Here is a 16,830-nt window from a genome sequence, read left to right as displayed (position 1 = left end):
CCCACTTCCGAGACGGCCGTCAACGACGACACAGAACGCAGCGACGATACAGAACTCGGCGGGTTCGGCGTCCACCCCCGCCGTTGCCGCGCCCCGTGGGTGAATGGGCAGGCACCTCGGCGCCGGGCGAGACCGTTCCGTCGACCGGAGAATCCCCTCCGACCTCTCGGCTCACGAACCGGCTGCTGTATCCGGTGGTTCAGCGGGCGCCGGCGTTCGCGCGATCGGCGAGCCTGTCCTCCACCCACCGCAACGGCACCGGCGCGAACCCGTGGGCGTCCACGCCGACGTGCAGTTGCCGCCCGCGCTGCGCGATCTCCGAGTGGGTGTGTCCGTGCAGCAGCCAGCCGCCGAGATCGACGGGCCGCCATTCGTTGTGGCGGAGTTCGGGCGAGTGGTCGCCGTCGGCGTCGTCGCGATAAGGGAAGTGCGACAACGTCACTCGCTCACCCTCGATCTTGCGGGTGGCGGCGGACTGGACCGAGGCGAAGACGGCCAGGAAGCGGGCTTGGGCGAGATGGGAGCGCACGTGCAGGGGATGGCAGGGGTCGTGGTTGCCCGCGACGAGGTGCTTCACGCCGGGGCGGTGCGCGATCCAGGCGAGAGCTCGGCGTTCGGCGGCGCCGGAGCCGATGGAGATGTCGCCGAGCACCCAGACCTGGTCATCGGGGCGGACCACGGCGTCCCAGTGCTCGGCGAGGGCGCGATCGTGCGCCTCGGTGTCCTCGCCGAAGCCGCGGAGCCGGGTACACAGGCGGTGGCCGAGGTGCAGGTCGGCTGTGAACCAGGTCTCACCCATGATGTCTTCTCCTCCGGTAGCGTCCGCAAGAATCGCGAACGGTCCAGCTGATCACGCTCGGCCGCCGCACTGCCACCGATTTCCTGGATCGGTCCCGGCGCCCTCGGCGCGCGGTGGCGCGGTCCGCCCCCCGAACCGGGCATTCGAATCGGCGTGATCGAAACTCGAGACCTGAGCGGCCGGGTGGCGTAATAACCCGGCGCCTCGATGTTCGCGCTGGTCGATGCGCGCCCCCGCCTGGCGCAAAGTGAGCGCAAGGTCACGACCATCTCCCCGCGGGTGATTTTCGCCTGCCGAACGGGTCTATCGTCGCTGTTCGTGCAGGTCAGCGAGGGAGAGGCGGAGCGAATGGGAGCCCAACCGGCGCCGATCCGGCGGTTGCGCGCGGATCAGGCGCGCCAGGTCGCCGACCTGCTGCGCCATCAGATCCATGTCGGCGCGTTCGCCGACGCGCTGCCCGGCGAGCAGGAACTGGCGGCGGAATACGCGGCCTCGCGCAACACCATCCGGGAGGCGCTGACCCTGCTCAAGGAGGAGGGTCTGATCGAACGCGCCCCGAAGCTGGGCACGCGGGTCGCGCGCCGCAAATACGACCACGGACTCGACGAATTGCTCGGCCTGCAGGAAACGCTCAAGGGCCACGGCACGGTGCGCAACGAAGTGCGGGTCGCCACCCACATCACTCCCCCGCCCGCGGTGGCCCGCAGGCTCGAACTCGCTCCGGGTGAGCGGGTCGTGCACGTGGAGCGGCTGCGCTACCTGGCCGACATGCCGCTGAGCCTGGACCTGACCTACCTCACCCCCGACATCGGCGCACAGGTGCTCGAGCACGACCTGGAGAACACCGACATCTTCGTGCTCATCGAACAGATCGCGGGCTGCTCGCTCGGCTCGGCGGACCTGGCACTCGAGGCGGTGGCGGCCGATCCGCACACCGCCACCACGCTCGACCTGCCCGCGGGCGCACCGCTGCTCATGCTCGAGCGGCTCTCGCGCCTCGACGGCGGCAGGCCGGTGGACCTGGAGTACATCCGCATGCGCGGCGACCGAATCACCATGCGCGGCAGCCTGTCCCGCGGCAATCCCGAATGGAGGGTCCTGTAATGGCACTGGTGAACCAGCGCGCCGACATCCCCGTCACGATCGACGAATCGCTGTGCATCGAAGGCTGCACGCTCTGCGTGGAGATCTGCCCGCTCGACTCGCTGGCGATCAACCCGGACAACGGCAAGGCCTATATGCACGTCGACGAATGTTGGTACTGCGGGCCCTGCGCCGCCCGCTGCCCCACCGGCGCCGTCTCCGTCAACATGCCCTATCTGCTCCGCTGAGCCCGCACATCGACCCGAGTCCCAGAGAACGATCAAGAGAGAACGATGAAAGCACGCCTCGTCCCCGTCCTGCTCGCCGCCGCCCTCGCCGCGGCGGGCTGTTCTCTGGAGCCCTCCGACGACGCACCCGCGGGCACCGTGAAGGTGGTCATCGGCTACCAGTCCAAGACCATCAACACCGTGACCGCGGGAACACTGTTGCGCGCCAAGGGATTCCTGGAGCAGCGGCTCGCCGCGATCACCGCATCCGGCGGCGCGGAGTACCAGGTCGAGTGGCAGGACTACGACACCGGCGCGCCGATCACCGCGCAAATGGTGGCCGAGAAGATCGACATCGGCTCGATGGGCGACTACCCGTTGCTCATCAACGGCTCGCGCACGCAGGCCAATGAGCGGTCGGCCACCTCGTTGGTCTCGGTGACCGGGTACAACCCCAAGGGCGCGCTGAACATGGTCGTGGTGCCCAATGATTCGACCGCGACCGGCTTGCACGATCTGGCCGGCCGGAAGGTGTCGGCGAGCGTCGGCTCCGCCGGGCACGGCACGCTGGTGCAGGCGCTGTCGCGGGCGGGCATCGACCCGGCGAGCGGTGTCGAGGTGGTCAATCAGCAGCCGCAGGTGGGTGCGAGCGCACTGGAATCGCACCAGGTGAGCGGGCTTTCGCAGTTCGTGGCCTGGCCGGGGCTGCTGGTGTTCCAGGACAAGGCCAAGCTGCTCTACGACGGCGCCGAGCTGGACTATCCGACCTTCCATGGCGTGGTCGCCCGGCGCGCCTACTCCGCCGAGCATCCCGAAGTGCTGCAGGCCTTCCTGGCAGCGCAACTCGACGCGACCAACTTCCTCAACGAGCAGCCCTTCGAGGCGGCGCGCATCGTCGCCGAGGGCTCGGGTCTGCCGCAGGAGGTCGTCTACCTCTACAACGGTCCCGGCGGCACCAGCTTCGACACCACGCTCAAGCCGAGTCTCGTCGAGGCGCTCGAGGGCGATGTGCCGTACCTGAAGTCGATCGGCGATTTCGCCGAACTCGACATCGCCGGCTTCGTCGACGACGCCCCGCTGCGCGAGGCCTTCGCGGCGACCGGCCAGGGCGATTACGACCGGGCGCTGGCCGAGAGGGCCAATCCGAGCCGCGTGAGCGGCACCGACCCGGTGTGCAAGGTGGAGGCCGGCGATCCGGCCGCCGCCGGTGAGGTGTGGCTAGACGGGGCCGAGGAGCCGCAGCCTGCCGCCGACCCGAACTGCCTGCTGCGCGCGGTGCGCGAGGCGAAGGCCGCAGGCGCACAGGTCCGGGCCGCCTACATCCCGGATGCCGAGCTGGGCACCCGCTGGTTCGCCGACAAGGCGGTCTGGCTGCGCGACGGCGAGAAGTTCCTGCCGTTCACGACCGAGTCGGCCGCCCAGCGGTACCGGCAGGCCCATCCCGGCGCGGTCCCGGTCGGCTACGAGCAGGCCATCGCCGAGGTGCGTCCGTGAGTACCGTCGCCGAGTCCGCGCTGACCGAATCCAGGGCTGCCGGATCGGTGACAGCCGAGCCCCCGGCCGTCGGGCCCACGGACGCCGCGAACGCTGTGGCGGCCGACCGGTCCGCCCCGGCGCGCCGCTCGCAGTGGCGGTCCCGCCTGATCCGCGTCGCCTCGGTGCTCGCCGCGATCGGACTGTGGCAACTGCTCACCGTCAACGATGTGCGGGCCGGTCTCCGGTTCGACGCGCTGCCCACGGTCACCGAGATCCTCGCCGAGTTCGGCGAGCAGCTGGGCAGGCAGGAGTACTTCCTCGACATCGGCCAGTCGCTCATCCGCATCATCACCGGGTTCGGGCTGGCCGCGGTGGTCGGCGTGCTCGCGGGCATCGGGCTCGGGCGCTCGGGGCTGCTCAGCGACGTCTTCGGGCCGCTCACCGAGCTGGTCCGGCCGATTCCGGCGATCGCGCTGGTGCCGGTGGCGATCCTGCTGTTCCCCAGCGACGAGTCCGGCATCGTGTTCATCACGTTCACCGCGTCGCTGTTCCCGGTGCTGGTGAGCACCAGGCACGCGGTGCGGGCACTGCCGACCATCTGGGAAGACGCGGTCCGCACGCTCGGCGCCTCGCGCTGGGACGTGCTCGGCCGGGTCGTGTTCCCCGGCATCCTGCCCGGCGTCTTCAGCGGCCTGTCGGTCGGCATGGGCGTGGCGTGGATCTGCCTGATCTCGGCGGAGATGATCTCCGGCCGGCTCGGCCTGGGCTACCGCACCTGGCAGGCGTACACGATCGTCGACTATCCCGGGGTGTTCGTCGGCATGATCACCATCGGCATCCTCGGCTTCGCCACCTCCGGGCTGGTCGAACTGGCCGGACGCCGGGTCACCCGCTGGCTGCCGAGAGAGGACCGACGATGACCGGCACCCTGAACTCCACCACCACCGGCATGGGGCTGAGCCTGCGAGGGGTGCGCCTCGGCTACAGCGGACGCACCGTCCTCGAGCGGATCGACCTCGAGATCGTGCCGGGCGAGATCCTGGTGCTGGTCGGCAAGTCCGGCTGCGGCAAGTCGAGTCTGCTGCGTGCGCTGGCCGGGTTGCGTGCCCCCGAGGGCGGCACGGTCCTCGCCGAGGGCGTGCCGGTCACCGGGCCGTCCGCCGACCGCGCGCTGGTCTTCCAGGACGACGCGCTGCTGCCCTGGCGCACCGCGCGCGGCAATATCGAGCTGGCGTTGAAGCTGCGCGGTGTTCCCCGTGCCGAGCGCCGCACCCGCGCGCTGCGCTGGCTCGACGAAGTCGGGCTCACGCCCTATGCCGACTACCTGCCGCGCGACCTGTCCGGCGGCATGCGCCAGCGCGTCCAGCTGGCCCGCGGCCTGGCGGGCGCGCCGCGCGCGCTGTTGATGGACGAGCCGTTCGGCGCGCTGGACACCCAGACCAGGGCCACCATGCAGCGTCTGCTCGTCGACACCTGGCAGGCCCATCCCACCACCGTCGTGTTCGTCACCCACGACCTCGACGAGGCCCTTCGCCTCGGCGACCGCATCGCCGTGCTCGGACGCGACAGCTCCGGAGCGGGCGCGCTGCGGGCCGTCGTCGAGGCCCCCGATCCGCGCACGCCGGTCGACCGGCCCGCGCTTCGGGCCGAGATCCTGGAGTATCTGTGAGCACCCCCGACATCGCGAGCATTCCCGACCTCTCGGCAGCCGTCCGGCTCGACACCGACGTGATCGTCGTCGGCGGCGGCACTGCGGGCACCATGGCCGCGCTCACCGCCGCCGAACAGGGCGCGCACGTGATCCTGCTGGAGAAGGCGCACGTGCGGCACTCCGGCGCACTGGCGATGGGCATGGACGGCGTGAACAATGCCGTGATCCCCGGCAAGGCCGAACCCGAGGACTACGTCGCCGAGATCACCCGCGCCAACGACGGCATCGTCGACCAGCGCACCGTCTACCAGACGGCCACCCGGGGTTTCGCGATGGTGCAGCGCCTCGAACGCTACGGCGTGAAATTCGAGAAGGACGAGTACGGCGAGTACGCGGTGCGCCGGGTGCACCGCTCCGGCTCCTACGTGCTGCCGATGCCCGAGGGCAAGGACGTCAAGAAGGCGCTCTACCGGGTGCTGCGCAAGCGGGAGAACCGGGAGAAGATCCGCATCGAGAACCGGCTGATGCCGGTGCGGGTGCTCACCGACGAAGGGCGCGCTGTCGGTGTCGCGGCCCTCAACACCCGCACCGGAGAGTTCGTGGTGGTCGGCGCGAAGGCCGTGATCCTGGCGACCGGACCGTGCGGGCGGCTGGGCCTGCCCGCCAGCGGTTACCTCTACGGCACCTACGAGAACCCGACCAACGCGGGCGACGGCTACGCGATGGCCTACCACGCCGGCGCGGAGCTGTCCGGGATCGAGTGCTTCCAGATCAATCCGCTCATCAAGGACTACAACGGCCCGGCCTGCGCGTATGTCGCCAATCCGTTCGGCGGCTATCAGGTCAACGCCGAGGGCGAGCGGTTCGTGGACTCCGACTACTGGTCGGGACAGATGATGGCCGAGGTGAAGCGGGAGATCGAGTCCGCCCGCGGACCCATCTATCTGAAGGTCTCGCACCTGCCCGAGGAGACCCTGAGCACCCTCGAATCCATCCTGCACACCACCGAACGCCCCACCCGCGGCACCTTCCACGCCAATCGCGGGCACGACTACCGCACCCACGACATCGAGATGCACATCTCCGAGATCGGTTTGTGCGGAGGGCATTCCGCCTCGGGCGTGTGGGTGGACGAGCACGCGCGCACCACCGTGCCCGGCCTCTACGCCGCCGGCGACCTGGCCTGCGTGCCGCACAACTACATGATCGGCGCGTTCGTCTTCGGCGACCTGGCGGGCGCGCACGCCGCGGGCACCCTCGCCGACGTGCCCGCGCCTGCCGAACTGCCGCAGGACCAGATCGAGGCCGCGCACGAGCTGATCTACCGACCGCTGCGCAATCCCGACGGCCCGCCGCAGCCGCAGGTCGAGTACAAGCTGCGCCGGTTCGTCAACGACTATGTGGCGCCGCCGAAGACGGCCACCAAGCTGGGCCTGGCCGTGGAGACCTTCGAGCGGATGCGCGCCGAGGTCGAGGGCATCGGCGCACGCACGCCGCACGAGCTGATGCGCGCGGTGGAGGTGTCGTTCATCCGCGACTGCGCGGAGATGGCGGCGCGCAGCTCGCTGACCCGCACCGAATCCCGGTGGGGCCTCTACCACGAGCGCGCCGACATCCCCGAGCGCGACGATGCCGACTGGCGCTACCACCTCAACCTGCGCAAGAACGACGCGGGCGAGATGGAGTTCCTCAAGCGTCCGGTCGCGCCGTATCTGGTGCCGGTGCCGGGCCTCGACGACATCCCCTCCTCCGGCCCCGATCTCGCGGTCGAGCAGCCGCCGGTGCGCGCGGGCCGGGCTCCCGACCGGGAGGACGAGCCCGCGGCGGCGCGACCGGCCAGGCCGGCGACCCCGCCCTCGCCCCGCATCGTCACTCTGCTCGCGCTGGATTCGCCCACGGTGCAGGATCTTTCGTCCTACCTGGCCGACGAGGACGCGGGCGTGCGGGCGGCGGCGCTTGCGGTGCTCACCGAGAACACCCCGGACGGTTTCGCCGGTCCGCTCATCGAGGCGCTCGACGATCCGGCCGCCTCGGTGCGCCGCACGGCCGCCGAGAGCCTGCGCGAACTGGTGGAAGTGCTGCCGCGGGCGGACGGACTGGCCGACCGGCTCGGCTCCCCCGACCCGCTGGTCCGGGCCACCGTGGTCGATCTGCTGCGCGCGCTGCGTGCGGGCGCGGCCGAGCATTACACCGTGGCGCTGGGCGATCCCGATCACCGCGTGCGTATCGAAGCGGTGCGCGCGCTCGTCGCCCTCGACGACGTGGACGGGGTGTCGCGACTGGCGGACGACGGTAATCGGGAGGTCAGGATCGCCGTCGCCAACGGGCTGGCCGTGATCGGCACGGGTGGTCACGAGGTCATCCGCACGCTCTCGGGCGATCGCGATCCGCTGGTGCGGGCGGCCGCGCTGACCGCCTTCGCCGCGATCGGCGCCACCGACGCGGACGCCGCCGATCTCGCCTCCGCGCTCACCCAGTCCGCCTGGCAGGTGCGGGTCGGCGCGGCCCGTGGGCTGGCCGGCGCGGCACCGGAAGTCGCTGTGCCGCCGCTTGTTCGGGCCCTGTCGGATCCGCATCTGGACGTGCGCAAGGCGGCGGTGCTCTCGCTGGCGCGCTGGCCGGAGCATCCCGGTGCGCACGACGGGCTCACCAGTGCCACCGCCGATACCGACGCCGACGTGCGCGCTTACGCCAGGAGGGCCGTCACCGCCTGACATCTCGGCCGCGGCTGCCGGTCATCGACAGCTGGCGGCCCGATCTACGCAGCCGACCCGACCGGGCATCGCCGATGGCACCGAAAAGTGCGGGCGCGTAGCCGATCCCGCGTGATCGTCCGCGACCCCGCCCGACTTCTCGCGGGCGGGGTCGCTTCACGTCCCGAAGTAACAGGACATGACGGGCTTCACAGCGCGCCCGACATGCGACAGCGACGCCGGGGTTCTAGGATTCGAGGTGAGTCCGTCGTTTCGAGGGGCGCGACGCGGCACCCCTCGCTGGAGCGGACACCGTCACGACCCGTTCCCGGGAGCAAACATGGCTCTGCTGGTCGCCCTTCTGTTCATCCTTCTCGCCGTCACCGCGCTGGTCGTCGTCTCCGCGTATGCGACGGTCGTCCTCACCTACTGGTTCGAGATGCGCCACGATCGTCCCGAACCGCCGGACCTGTCCACCGCACGCTGATCCTCCCGCCCGCTGATCCTCCCGCCCGGTTTGGGACCGCCCCCATCGGCAACTACCGGGCAGAGGAGGTACTCATGGTCGACGATGTGGAGAAGCGCTGGTCCGATCCCAAGGGATCGCGGGAAGCGATGCGATTCGGTGTCGTGGTCCTGGCTCTGGCCGTGCTGACCGGGGTGGTCATCGCGATCTGGGCGTCGGCCAGGGACGCCTGCGAGGCACAACGGATGCTGTGTGACACCACCTCGCAGGTGACCATGGTGGTCGGCCCCGCGGTGGTGCTGGCGGCCGGGTGGATCGGCGCGTTCGTGATCACTTTCCTGCGCTGGCGCCGGGGGCAGGTCTGGCCCATCTGGCAGGGTGTGGGCTGGTTCTTCTTCTTCCTGCTGCTCGCCTACCTCTCCATCGGCGGCGGCGTCATCGGTGGGTGACCACGTCATCGGCAGCCGCCACGGCAGAAGGTGAGTCGCGCCACCTGCGGCTAACGCCCATCGGAGCGGATCCGATGATGTCGATGTCGTCGGTCCCTGTCCGCTACGCTGCGATACTCTCGCCGAACTCCTCGGCGCCGTCGCGGCATCGACCTGATCAGGAGTTACCCCCATGACACGGCTTCCGGAGTCCCGCGCGGCCCGTCGCGCCGCGGCCGCCACCGCGACGTTCGCGGTGCTGTTCACCTCGGCCCTGGGCGTGGCCGCCGCCCGCCCGGTCGGCGCGTTCGACGTCGGCGGGGCGATCGAGGTGGAGTTCGACCAGGCGGGCGGACCGGCCGCCCTCGGTGATCCCACCGGTCCCGAGCTGGACGCCGCGGCAGGCGGCCGTTATCAGGTCTTCGCGAACAACGCCGCCGTCTACTGGCGCGGCGACGTGGGGGCGCACCAGGTCGGCGGCTTTGTCCGGGACAAATGGAACAGCCTGGGCGCCGAGGGCGGCAATCTGGGCTATCCGGTATCGCGGACGCTGAACACCCCGGGCAACTCCGGTGTGTTCACGCACTTCCAGAACGGCAGCATCTACTGGTCGCTGGGCACCGCCGCGCACACCGTCGCCGGCAAGATCCGCGACAAGTGGGGCCAGCTGGGCTGGGAGTCGAGCCCGCTCGGATTCCCGGTCACCGACGAGGCGGGCACCACGAACAACGGCCGCTACAACCTGTTCAACGGCGGCGCGATCTACTACACCCAGCGCACCGGCGCGCACCCCGTCTGGGGCGTGATCCGCGACAAGTGGGTCGCCGCGGGCGCGGAGGGCGGCCGTTACGGCTACCCGACCAGCGACGAGTACGACTACGAGAACGGCAAGGCCCAGGATTTCCAGGGCGGCCGCATCACCTGGGAGCCCTGACCCCGCACCCGATGCCCGGCGTCGCGAGTACCGACGCCGGGCATCTGCGTGCGCCGGGCGCCCATGCCCAAGGGCCGTCCGCCCGGCCGCAGCGAACCGAGTGACGGGCCCGGCCTCGGCCCCGTCCGCCTACGCCGCAGTGCCTGCCACGGCCACGGCGGCTGCCGTGGCCGTCGCTACGCCGCGTCGAGGCCGACCGGGTCCCGGCGGCGATCCCGGCCCGCGGTGAACCTGCGGCCGAGCACGCCGTGTCTCGGGGCGAAGAGGTAGACCAGCACGAACACCGCGCCCTGGACGACCACGATCATCGCGCCCGAGGCGGTGTCGAGGTGGTAGCTCAGATACAGCCCGGTCACCGCCGCGGCGACCGAGATGGCCGGGGCGATGAGCAGCATGCGCTGGAAGCGGTCGGTCAGCAGGTATGCCGTGGCGCCGGGGATGATCAGTATGGCCACCACCAGCACCACGCCGACCGCCTGCAGGGCGACCACGGCGGTCAACGCGAGCAGCCCGAGCAGGGCGCTGCCGAGCAGGCGCGGGTTCAGGCCGATGGCGTGGGCGTGGGTGGGATCGAACGCGAACAGGGTGAAGTCGCGGCGCAGCAGCACCAGCGCGAGCAGGGTGATCCCGGCCAGCACGACCACCTGGATCAGGTCGGCGCGATCGACACCGAGCAGATTGCCGAAGACGATGTGGTTGAGATCGGTCTGACTCGGCGTGACCGACACCATGACCAGGCCCGCGGCGAAGAACGTGGTGAACACGATGCCGATCGCCGCGTCCTCCTTGACCCGGCTGGTCTCGCGGACCACCCCGATCGCCCCGACCGCGGCGAAGCCGAACACCACCGCGCCGACCGCGAACGGCAGCCCGGCGATATAGGCCAGCACCACGCCCGGCAGCACGGCGTGCGAGACCGCGTCGCCCATGAGCGACCAGCCGATGAGCACCAGCCAGCAGGACAGCACCGCGCACACGGTCGCCGCCGCCACGGTGGTGATCAGTGCGCGGACCATGAATTCGTAGCCGAGCGGTTCCACGACGTAGTCGATCGGATTCACGAGCTGACCTCCCGGTCGAGAACGTCCAGGCCGAAGGCCGCGGCGAGATTCTCCGGCCGCAGCACGTCCTCGGGCAGGCCGCGCGCGAGCACCTTGCGCATGAGCAGAGCGGCTTCGTCGGCCAGGCCGGGCAGGGCGTGCAGGTCGTGGGTCGACACCAGGATCGCGGCACCCTCGCCGGCGAGTTCGCGCAGCAAGGCCGTGATGGCGGCTTCGGAGCGCTTGTCGACACCGGCGAAGGGTTCGTCGAGCAGCAGCAGCGTCGCCTCCTGGGCGAGTGCGCGGGCCACGAACGCCCGCTTGCGCTGACCGCCCGACAGCGCGCCGATCTGCCGGTCGGCCAGGTCGGTCAGATCCACGCGCGCGAGCGCCCGATCCACCGCCTCCTTGTCGGCGCGGCGCGGTCTGCGCGGGAATCCCATGCGGCCGTGCCGGCCGGTGAGTACCACATCGCGCACGGTCAGCGGGAAGGTCCAGTCGACGTCCTCGCTCTGCGGGACGTATCCGAGCAGCCCGCTCCGGCGGGCCGCGCGCGGCGAGTCACCGTAGAGCCGCACCGCGCCGGTCGTGGGTTTCACCAGGCCGACAATCGTCTTGAACAGCGTCGATTTACCCGAGCCGTTCATGCCGACAAGGCCGCAGATCCGGCCCGGCGCCAGCGTCAGCGACACACCGTCCAGAGCGAGCACCTCGCCGTAGCGCACGGTGACGTCGTCGACCTCGACGGCGAAAGTCTCGGTGGCGAGTTCACTCATGCCGGCCTCCCGGTCAGTGCGGTGGCGATGGTGCGCGCGTCGTGCCGGATCATGTCCAGGTAGGTGGGCACGGGACCGTCCGGTTCGGACAGCGAATCCACGTACAGTACGCCGCCGAAGGCCGCGCCCGTCGCCTCCACCACGCGCCGCATCGGCGCGTCGGAGACCGTCGACTCGCAGAACACGGCGGGCACCGAGCGCGCCCGGACGAAGTCGATGGCCGAGGTGATCTGTTGCGGGGTGGCCTGCTGTTCGGCGTTGACCGGCCAGATGTACTTCTCGGTCAGGCCGGCGTCCCTGGCCAGGTAGGAGAACGCGCCCTCGCAGGTCACCAGGGCGCGCTGATGCTCGGGCAGGGCGGCGAGCGCGTTCACCAGGTCGCGGTGCACGGCGTCGAGTTCGGCCTGGTAGCGCTCGCCGTTGGCGCGGAAGTCCGCGGCGTGGGCGGGGTCGAGCTCGGTGAAGGCGCGCACGATGTTGTCCACGTAGACGCGCACGTTCAGCGGCGACATCCAGGCGTGCGGGTTCGGCTTGCCCGCATAGGCGTCGCCGGTGATGTCGATCGGCTCGACGCCTTCGCTGGCCACCGCCCGCGAGACGTCGATCTGGGCGAGGAACTGCTCGAACCATGCCTCGAGGTTCAGGCCGTTGTCGAGCACCAGATCGGCCCGCGCGGCCTTCTTGATGTCGCCGGGCGTCGGCTCGTAGCCGTGGATCTCCGCGCCGACCTTGGTGATGGACTCCACCCGCAGATGGTCGCCCGCGACATTCCTGGCGACATCCGCCAGCACGGTGAAGGTCGTCAATACCGTGGGACGCGGATCGTCGTCGCCGTCGGCGGCCCCGCAGGCGGTGAGCGTGACCGCGAGCAGGCAGGCCAACAGCGCCGCGATCGGCGAGCGCGCCGACGCGGTGGACCGGCGGAGCACAACGAGCTTCATACGACCGGATTCTAAGTTTCGGTCACCCTAACTTTCAACTTCGATTATACGTGGAGACATCGACGAAGCTTCCGCAAACCCGCAGCACGCGATCGGGAAAAGTGAATGAACACCTTTTACTAAATACCGTTCACAAAGCAGGCTGTGGTGTGGTTCACTCCGAGGAGAGCCCACTGCCCCGAGGAGGTAGCCGTGTCCGCGCCGTCCCTTTCGCACGACTTCGACTTCACCGATCCCGATCTGCTCGCCACCCGGCTCCCGGTCGAGGAATGGGCCGAACTGCGCCGAGCCGCCCCCGTCTGGTGGGTCGACCAGCCCGACGGCACCAGCGGCTTCGACGACGGCGGCTACTGGGTGGTGAGCAAGCTCGAGCACGTCAAGGAGATCTCCAAGACTCCGGAGATCTGGTCGAGCAATGCCAATACCGCGGTCATCCGCTTCAACGGCGACATCACCCGCGACCAGATCGACATCCAGCGCGCGATGATGATCAACACCGACCCGCCCGCGCACGACAAGTTGCGCCGCATCATCTCCCGCGGCTTCACCCCGCGCGCGGTGCAGTCACTGCGCGACGCCCTGCACGAGCGGGCCGAGCGCATCGTGCACGAGGCGGCCGAGACCGGCGGCGGCGACTTCGTCCAGCAGGTAGCCGCCGAACTGCCGCTGCAGGCGATCGCCGAACTGCTCGGCGTGCCGCAGGAGGACCGGAGCAAGCTGTTCGACTGGTCGAACCAGATGATGGGCTACGACGATCCGGAGTTCGACGGCAACCACATGGTCGCCACCGCCGAGATGATGGGCTACGCCTGGAACCTCGCCGAACAGCGCCGCGCCTGCCCGGCCGAGGACATCGTCAGCACGCTGCTGTCCGCCGACATCGACGGCGAAGGCCTCGGCTCCGAGGAGTTCGCCTGGTTCGTCATCATGCTCTCGGTGGCGGGCAACGAGACCACCCGCAATGCCACCACCCACGGCATGAAGGCCTTCGTCGACTTCCCGGAGCAGTGGGAGCTCTACCAGGCCGAGCGTCCCCGTACGGCGCCCGACGAGATCGTGCGCTGGGCGACACCGGTGGTCGCATTCCAACGGACCGCGTTGTGCGACACCGAGATCGGCGGACAGGCGATCCGCGAAGGCCAGCGCGTCGGCCTGTTCTATTCCTCGGCGAACTTCGACGAAGACCACTTCACCGAGCCGCACACCTTCGACATCACCCGTAATCCGAATCCGCACGTCGGCTTCGGCGGCACCGGCACGCACTACTGCGTCGGTGCGAATCTGGCCCGGCTGCAACTGGATCTGATCTTCAACGCGATCGCCGATGTGATGCCGAACCTGCGACAGGTCTCCGCGCCGGTGCGACTGCGCTCGGGCTGGCTGAACGGGATCAAGAGCTGGCAGGTCGCCTATGAATGAGTCGCGATGGTGAGCGGGCAGCCGGTCCGGCGCGGTCGGCTGCCCTCGGTCGCCGACACCGACATCCGGCGCGCGGCCAGGACGCTGCTGGCCGAGGCCGGGCCCGAGGCGATGACGCTGCGGGCCATCGCCCGCGAGCTCGGGGTCACCGCGCCCGCGCTCTACCGGCACTACGCATCACACGAGGATCTCGCCGACGCGCTGCGCACCGACATCTGCCTGGATCTGGCCGAGGGCCTGGCCGCCGAAGCCGCCGCGGTGCCCGACGACGGACTGCTGCAACTGTTCGCCATCTGCCGGGGCTTCCGGCGCTGGGCGCTCGCGCACGCCCACGAGTTCACCCTGGTGTTCGCCTCGCCGCACCGCGCCCGCACCGCCGGTCCGCCCCGCTACGAGGAGCCGTTCGGCCGGGTGTTCCTGGCGGCCGCCGGCCGTCTGCTCACCGCCTACGATCCGGTGCTGCCCGCTGCCGACACCGTCCCGGAAGGCGTGCGCGACGACCTGATCCGCTATCGCGGCGAATTGCTGGCAATGCTGGCCGGAACCGGCGAGAGCTTCCCCGCGGACAAGCTCGACCTCGGTCTGACCTACCTGATGATCACGCTGTGGGCGCGGCTCTACGGCCACGTCACACTCGAAGTGTTCGGCAATTACCCGCTGCCGGTCAGCGATCCGGATGCCCTGTTCGACTCGGTGCTCGCCGATCTGGCGCGCGATTTCGGGGTGGCCGACGGCGCCCGGTGAGCGAGACCGCTCACCGACGGCATGTTCGCCGATGCGCTGTCCGGTGACCGGGTGCTCGGTGACGGCGCTATTCGGTGACGATGCCGGTGGAGATGCGCACGACCACCTGCTGATCGGTCACCTCGGTGACGGCGATGTCGAAGCCCTGGGCCGATTGCGTCTCCCCGATCGGCACCAGGACGTTCTTGCCCGCGACCCCGATGGTCACCGTGTTCCCGTCGACGGAGACCAGTTGGACGTCGATGCCGAGCACGCTGGCCTCGGCATCCACGCCGCGGGTGAAGGTGACGGTGCAGCCGTCGACATGGCACTCGGCCGTCGAACCCGGTCCCTCGACCGTGCAGGCGGCGACGGCCAGCGGAGCGAGCAGGATCAACAGGGACGAGACGAGGAGCCGACGCAGACGCACCCGCTCAGTGTAGAAGGAATTGCGCGCCGGGAGGATTCGGATCCACGACTTCCGGATCCGGACTATTGGGGCGAGCGCGAGATGGCCGCCGCGGTGGTCGCGCGCGCCGACGACGGCTCGGACTCGGTGCGTATCGCCGACTTCGGCATCGTGTCGGCGGTAGTGGCGACAGTCCTGGTCCGTGGGGCGGATGCCCCGCCCGTCGCCGTCCCGTCCACCGGTACCGGATCACCGTCCAGTGTGTCCACCCCGACCGCGACGCAGTCGGCCACGATGTCGACCACCGTCGCGCCCGCATCCTGCGCCTGGGGTCCGGCCGCCTATATCGTGGCGGCCTTCCCCGGACTGCTGCCGGACGAGCCGACCGGCGTCGGCTACCAGGGCATGCGCTGCGCGCTCAACGACGACACAGGCGAATGGCTGCGATGCCGACCGCAGGCCTCTGGTCTACCGCACGGACACCACCGGACTGGCCGGGCTGCGCGAAGAGACCTGGACCCGCCCGTCGGGCAGCGGAAAGGTGCGCTGAGCGTCGAGGACGACGACGGCGGAGGTTGTGCAGGCCCACCTGCTCACCCCGCCACCCCGCCCCTCGGAGAAGGTGCCCGGCCTGCCTCCCGGCCTCGACGTCGTCGTCCGCACCGCGTCGGGCTCCGGCCGGGTCCGCTGGACCCATTACACCGAGGTCGGCACCGGTTTGCTGACCGTCGTCTTCGACGATCCGGACCGGCAGTGGATCGTGATCGACGCGAGCTGGGACGGCCACACCGGCCAGGACCTCTACGACCTGTGGTGGAGTCCGGCGCCGCTGTGATCGCCGCGGACACCGTGCGTTCGCCGAAATTATGAGAACGCTGGTTTACTTATAGGCAACGGGCTCGCTATATTACGGACGCCGCACGCACCGCGAGGTGCCGCGCGCGGCAGCGCACGGATCCGGTCGCCACGACCGGTCACGCAGAAGGGAATTCGAGATGCGGATCGAAAACACCGTAGCGGTGGTCACCGGCGGCGCCTCCGGCCTCGGCCTGGCCACGGTGAAGGAACTGCACGCCCACGGCGGCAAGGCGGTCATCATCGACCTGCCCTCCTCCAACGGTGAGGCCGTTGCCAAGGAACTCGGCGACGGCGTCGTGTTCGTCGCGGCCGATGTCACCAGCGAAGAGCAGGTCGGCGAGGCCCTCGACGCCGCCCAGGAGCTGGGTGACCTGCGAATCGCGGTGAACTGCGCCGGCATCGGCAATGCGATCAAGACGGTGTCCAAGAAGGGCGCTTTCCCGCTGCCCGACTTCACCAAGATCATCAACGTGAACCTCATCGGCACGTTCAACGTGATCCGGCTGGCCGCCGAGCGCATCGCCGCCACCGATCCGGTGGGCGAGGAGCGCGGCGTCATCATCAACACCGCCTCGGTCGCCGCGTTCGACGGTCAGATCGGTCAGGCCGCCTACTCGGCGTCCAAGGGCGGCATCGTCGGCATGACCCTGCCGATCGCCCGCGACCTGGCCGACCAGAAGATCCGCGTGCTGACCATCGCGCCCGGCCTGTTCCACACCCCGCTGTTCGCCACCCTGCCCGACGAGGCCATCGCCTCGCTCGGCGCGCAGGTCCCGCACCCCTCGCGCCTGGGCGACCCGGCCGAGTACGGCGCGCTGGCCCGCCACATCGTGGAGAACCCGATGCTCAACGGTGAGACGATCCGCCTCGACGGCGCGATCCGCATGGCTCCCCGGTAAGCCGAGCC

General features: G+C 70.0%; 19 protein-coding genes. 13 read left to right on the top strand and 6 right to left on the bottom strand.

What is annotated here, in order from left to right; genetic code table 11:
* Positions 1 to 199: 199 nt before the first annotated feature.
* Positions 200 to 799 (bottom strand): metallophosphoesterase, encoded by a 600-nt coding sequence (locus ON26_RS12030; RefSeq protein ID WP_040796154.1) that lies wholly within the window; start codon positions 797 to 799, stop codon positions 200 to 202.
* A 348-nt stretch (positions 800 to 1,147) separates the two neighbouring features.
* Here ON26_RS12030 and ON26_RS12025 point away from each other — a divergent pair, with 348 nt between their 5' ends.
* The 9 genes from ON26_RS12025 to ON26_RS11990 all read left to right on the top strand — a co-directional run bounded on the left by ON26_RS12025 (position 1,148) and on the right by ON26_RS11990 (position 9,757).
* Entirely contained in the window at positions 1,148 to 1,903 is a 756-nt protein-coding gene (locus ON26_RS12025; protein ID WP_040796212.1) for a GntR family transcriptional regulator, read from the top strand.
* Positions 1,903 to 2,130: a 4Fe-4S dicluster domain-containing protein gene (locus ON26_RS12020; protein WP_040796153.1), complete on the top strand. Its 228-nt coding sequence runs from the start codon at positions 1,903 to 1,905 to the stop codon at positions 2,128 to 2,130. Before ON26_RS12025 ends, ON26_RS12020 begins: the two co-directional genes overlap by 1 nt.
* Positions 2,131 to 2,175: 45 nt before the next feature.
* Positions 2,176 to 3,603: an ABC transporter substrate-binding protein gene (locus ON26_RS12015; protein ID WP_040796152.1), complete on the top strand. Its 1,428-nt coding sequence runs from the start codon at positions 2,176 to 2,178 to the stop codon at positions 3,601 to 3,603.
* Positions 3,604 to 3,698: 95 nt separating this feature from the next.
* Positions 3,699 to 4,505, top strand: coding sequence for an ABC transporter permease (locus ON26_RS12010; RefSeq protein ID WP_051026981.1), 807 nt, complete (start codon positions 3,699 to 3,701; stop codon positions 4,503 to 4,505).
* Positions 4,502 to 5,254 carry an ABC transporter ATP-binding protein gene (locus ON26_RS12005; protein WP_040796151.1) on the top strand — a complete coding sequence of 251 codons (753 nt, stop codon included), beginning with the start codon at positions 4,502 to 4,504 and terminating at the stop codon, positions 5,252 to 5,254. The genes ON26_RS12010 and ON26_RS12005 overlap by 4 nt, the downstream gene beginning before the upstream one ends.
* Complete coding sequence (locus ON26_RS12000; RefSeq protein WP_051026972.1) at positions 5,251 to 7,950, top strand: fumarate reductase/succinate dehydrogenase flavoprotein subunit; 2,700 nt, start codon at positions 5,251 to 5,253, stop codon at positions 7,948 to 7,950. The genes ON26_RS12005 and ON26_RS12000 overlap by 4 nt, the downstream gene beginning before the upstream one ends.
* Positions 7,951 to 8,269: 319 nt before the next feature.
* Positions 8,270 to 8,416, top strand: coding sequence for a hypothetical protein (locus ON26_RS33320; protein ID WP_157171874.1), 147 nt, complete (start codon positions 8,270 to 8,272; stop codon positions 8,414 to 8,416).
* Between the two features lie 74 nt (positions 8,417 to 8,490).
* Positions 8,491 to 8,844, top strand: coding sequence for a hypothetical protein (locus ON26_RS11995; RefSeq protein ID WP_040796150.1), 354 nt, complete (start codon positions 8,491 to 8,493; stop codon positions 8,842 to 8,844).
* Positions 8,845 to 9,016: 172 nt separating this feature from the next.
* Complete coding sequence (locus tag ON26_RS11990; protein ID WP_040796149.1) at positions 9,017 to 9,757, top strand: LGFP repeat-containing protein; 741 nt, start codon at positions 9,017 to 9,019, stop codon at positions 9,755 to 9,757.
* Between the two features lie 176 nt (positions 9,758 to 9,933).
* Here the strand turns inward: ON26_RS11990 and ON26_RS11985 are convergent, their stop codons facing one another.
* The 3 genes from ON26_RS11985 to ON26_RS11975 are packed head-to-tail and all read right to left on the bottom strand — an operon-like array spanning position 9,934 to position 12,514.
* Complete coding sequence (locus ON26_RS11985) at positions 9,934 to 10,773, bottom strand: metal ABC transporter permease (protein ID WP_373280936.1); 840 nt, start codon at positions 10,771 to 10,773, stop codon at positions 9,934 to 9,936.
* Between the two features lie 41 nt (positions 10,774 to 10,814).
* A complete protein-coding gene (locus ON26_RS11980; RefSeq protein ID WP_040796147.1) occupies positions 10,815 to 11,573 on the bottom strand; it encodes a metal ABC transporter ATP-binding protein in 759 nt (252 codons plus the stop codon).
* Positions 11,570 to 12,514: a metal ABC transporter substrate-binding protein gene (locus ON26_RS11975; RefSeq protein WP_040796146.1), complete on the bottom strand. Its 945-nt coding sequence runs from the start codon at positions 12,512 to 12,514 to the stop codon at positions 11,570 to 11,572. Before ON26_RS11975 ends, ON26_RS11980 begins: the two co-directional genes overlap by 4 nt.
* Before the next feature lie 192 nt (positions 12,515 to 12,706).
* Here ON26_RS11975 and ON26_RS11970 point away from each other — a divergent pair, with 192 nt between their 5' ends.
* Together ON26_RS11970 and ON26_RS11965 are read left to right on the top strand one after the other, a co-directional pair.
* Positions 12,707 to 13,933: a cytochrome P450 gene (locus ON26_RS11970; RefSeq protein ID WP_040796145.1), complete on the top strand. Its 1,227-nt coding sequence runs from the start codon at positions 12,707 to 12,709 to the stop codon at positions 13,931 to 13,933.
* A 6-nt stretch (positions 13,934 to 13,939) separates the two neighbouring features.
* Positions 13,940 to 14,677: a TetR/AcrR family transcriptional regulator gene (locus ON26_RS11965; RefSeq protein WP_040796144.1), complete on the top strand. Its 738-nt coding sequence runs from the start codon at positions 13,940 to 13,942 to the stop codon at positions 14,675 to 14,677.
* Positions 14,678 to 14,744: 67 nt separating this feature from the next.
* Here ON26_RS11965 and ON26_RS11960 read toward each other — a convergent pair whose 3' ends face one another.
* Both ON26_RS11960 and ON26_RS34185 read right to left on the bottom strand, forming a co-directional pair.
* Positions 14,745 to 15,086 (bottom strand): hypothetical protein, encoded by a 342-nt coding sequence (locus tag ON26_RS11960; RefSeq protein WP_040796143.1) that lies wholly within the window; start codon positions 15,084 to 15,086, stop codon positions 14,745 to 14,747.
* Between the two features lie 62 nt (positions 15,087 to 15,148).
* Positions 15,149 to 15,370: a hypothetical protein gene (locus ON26_RS34185; protein WP_040796142.1), complete on the bottom strand. Its 222-nt coding sequence runs from the start codon at positions 15,368 to 15,370 to the stop codon at positions 15,149 to 15,151.
* Between the two features lie 272 nt (positions 15,371 to 15,642).
* Here ON26_RS34185 and ON26_RS11950 point away from each other — a divergent pair, with 272 nt between their 5' ends.
* Entirely contained in the window at positions 15,643 to 15,900 is a 258-nt protein-coding gene (locus ON26_RS11950; protein ID WP_040796141.1) for a hypothetical protein, read from the top strand.
* A gap of 160 nt (positions 15,901 to 16,060) precedes the next feature.
* The gene (locus ON26_RS11945) at positions 16,061 to 16,822 is read left to right on the top strand and encodes a 3-hydroxyacyl-CoA dehydrogenase (RefSeq protein WP_040796140.1); all 762 of its coding nucleotides are present in this window, start codon (positions 16,061 to 16,063) and stop codon (positions 16,820 to 16,822) included.
* Positions 16,823 to 16,830 lie beyond the last annotated feature (8 nt).

Origin of the sequence: Nocardia higoensis NBRC 100133 (genome assembly GCF_000308595.1) — a bacterium.
Lineage (GTDB): Bacteria > Actinomycetota > Actinomycetes > Mycobacteriales > Mycobacteriaceae > Nocardia > Nocardia higoensis.
This window is presented reverse-complemented; position numbering and strand designations above follow the sequence as displayed.

Coding starts and splice junctions, on each gene's coding strand:
- ON26_RS12025 (WP_040796212.1), top strand. CDS start 1,148: ATGGGAGCCCAACCGGCGCCGATCCGGCGGTTGCGCGCGGATCAGGCG.
- ON26_RS33320 (WP_157171874.1), top strand. CDS start 8,270: ATGGCTCTGCTGGTCGCCCTTCTGTTCATCCTTCTCGCCGTCACCGCG.
- ON26_RS11985 (WP_373280936.1), bottom strand. CDS start 10,773: ATGGTCCGCGCACTGATCACCACCGTGGCGGCGGCGACCGTGTGCGCG.
- ON26_RS12015 (WP_040796152.1), top strand. CDS start 2,176: ATGAAAGCACGCCTCGTCCCCGTCCTGCTCGCCGCCGCCCTCGCCGCG.
- ON26_RS11995 (WP_040796150.1), top strand. CDS start 8,491: ATGGTCGACGATGTGGAGAAGCGCTGGTCCGATCCCAAGGGATCGCGG.
- ON26_RS11945 (WP_040796140.1), top strand. CDS start 16,061: ATGCGGATCGAAAACACCGTAGCGGTGGTCACCGGCGGCGCCTCCGGC.
- ON26_RS11980 (WP_040796147.1), bottom strand. CDS start 11,573: ATGAGTGAACTCGCCACCGAGACTTTCGCCGTCGAGGTCGACGACGTC.
- ON26_RS11990 (WP_040796149.1), top strand. CDS start 9,017: ATGACACGGCTTCCGGAGTCCCGCGCGGCCCGTCGCGCCGCGGCCGCC.
- ON26_RS12030 (WP_040796154.1), bottom strand. CDS start 799: ATGGGTGAGACCTGGTTCACAGCCGACCTGCACCTCGGCCACCGCCTG.
- ON26_RS11975 (WP_040796146.1), bottom strand. CDS start 12,514: ATGAAGCTCGTTGTGCTCCGCCGGTCCACCGCGTCGGCGCGCTCGCCG.
- ON26_RS12005 (WP_040796151.1), top strand. CDS start 4,502: ATGACCGGCACCCTGAACTCCACCACCACCGGCATGGGGCTGAGCCTG.
- ON26_RS11965 (WP_040796144.1), top strand. CDS start 13,940: ATGGTGAGCGGGCAGCCGGTCCGGCGCGGTCGGCTGCCCTCGGTCGCC.
- ON26_RS12020 (WP_040796153.1), top strand. CDS start 1,903: ATGGCACTGGTGAACCAGCGCGCCGACATCCCCGTCACGATCGACGAA.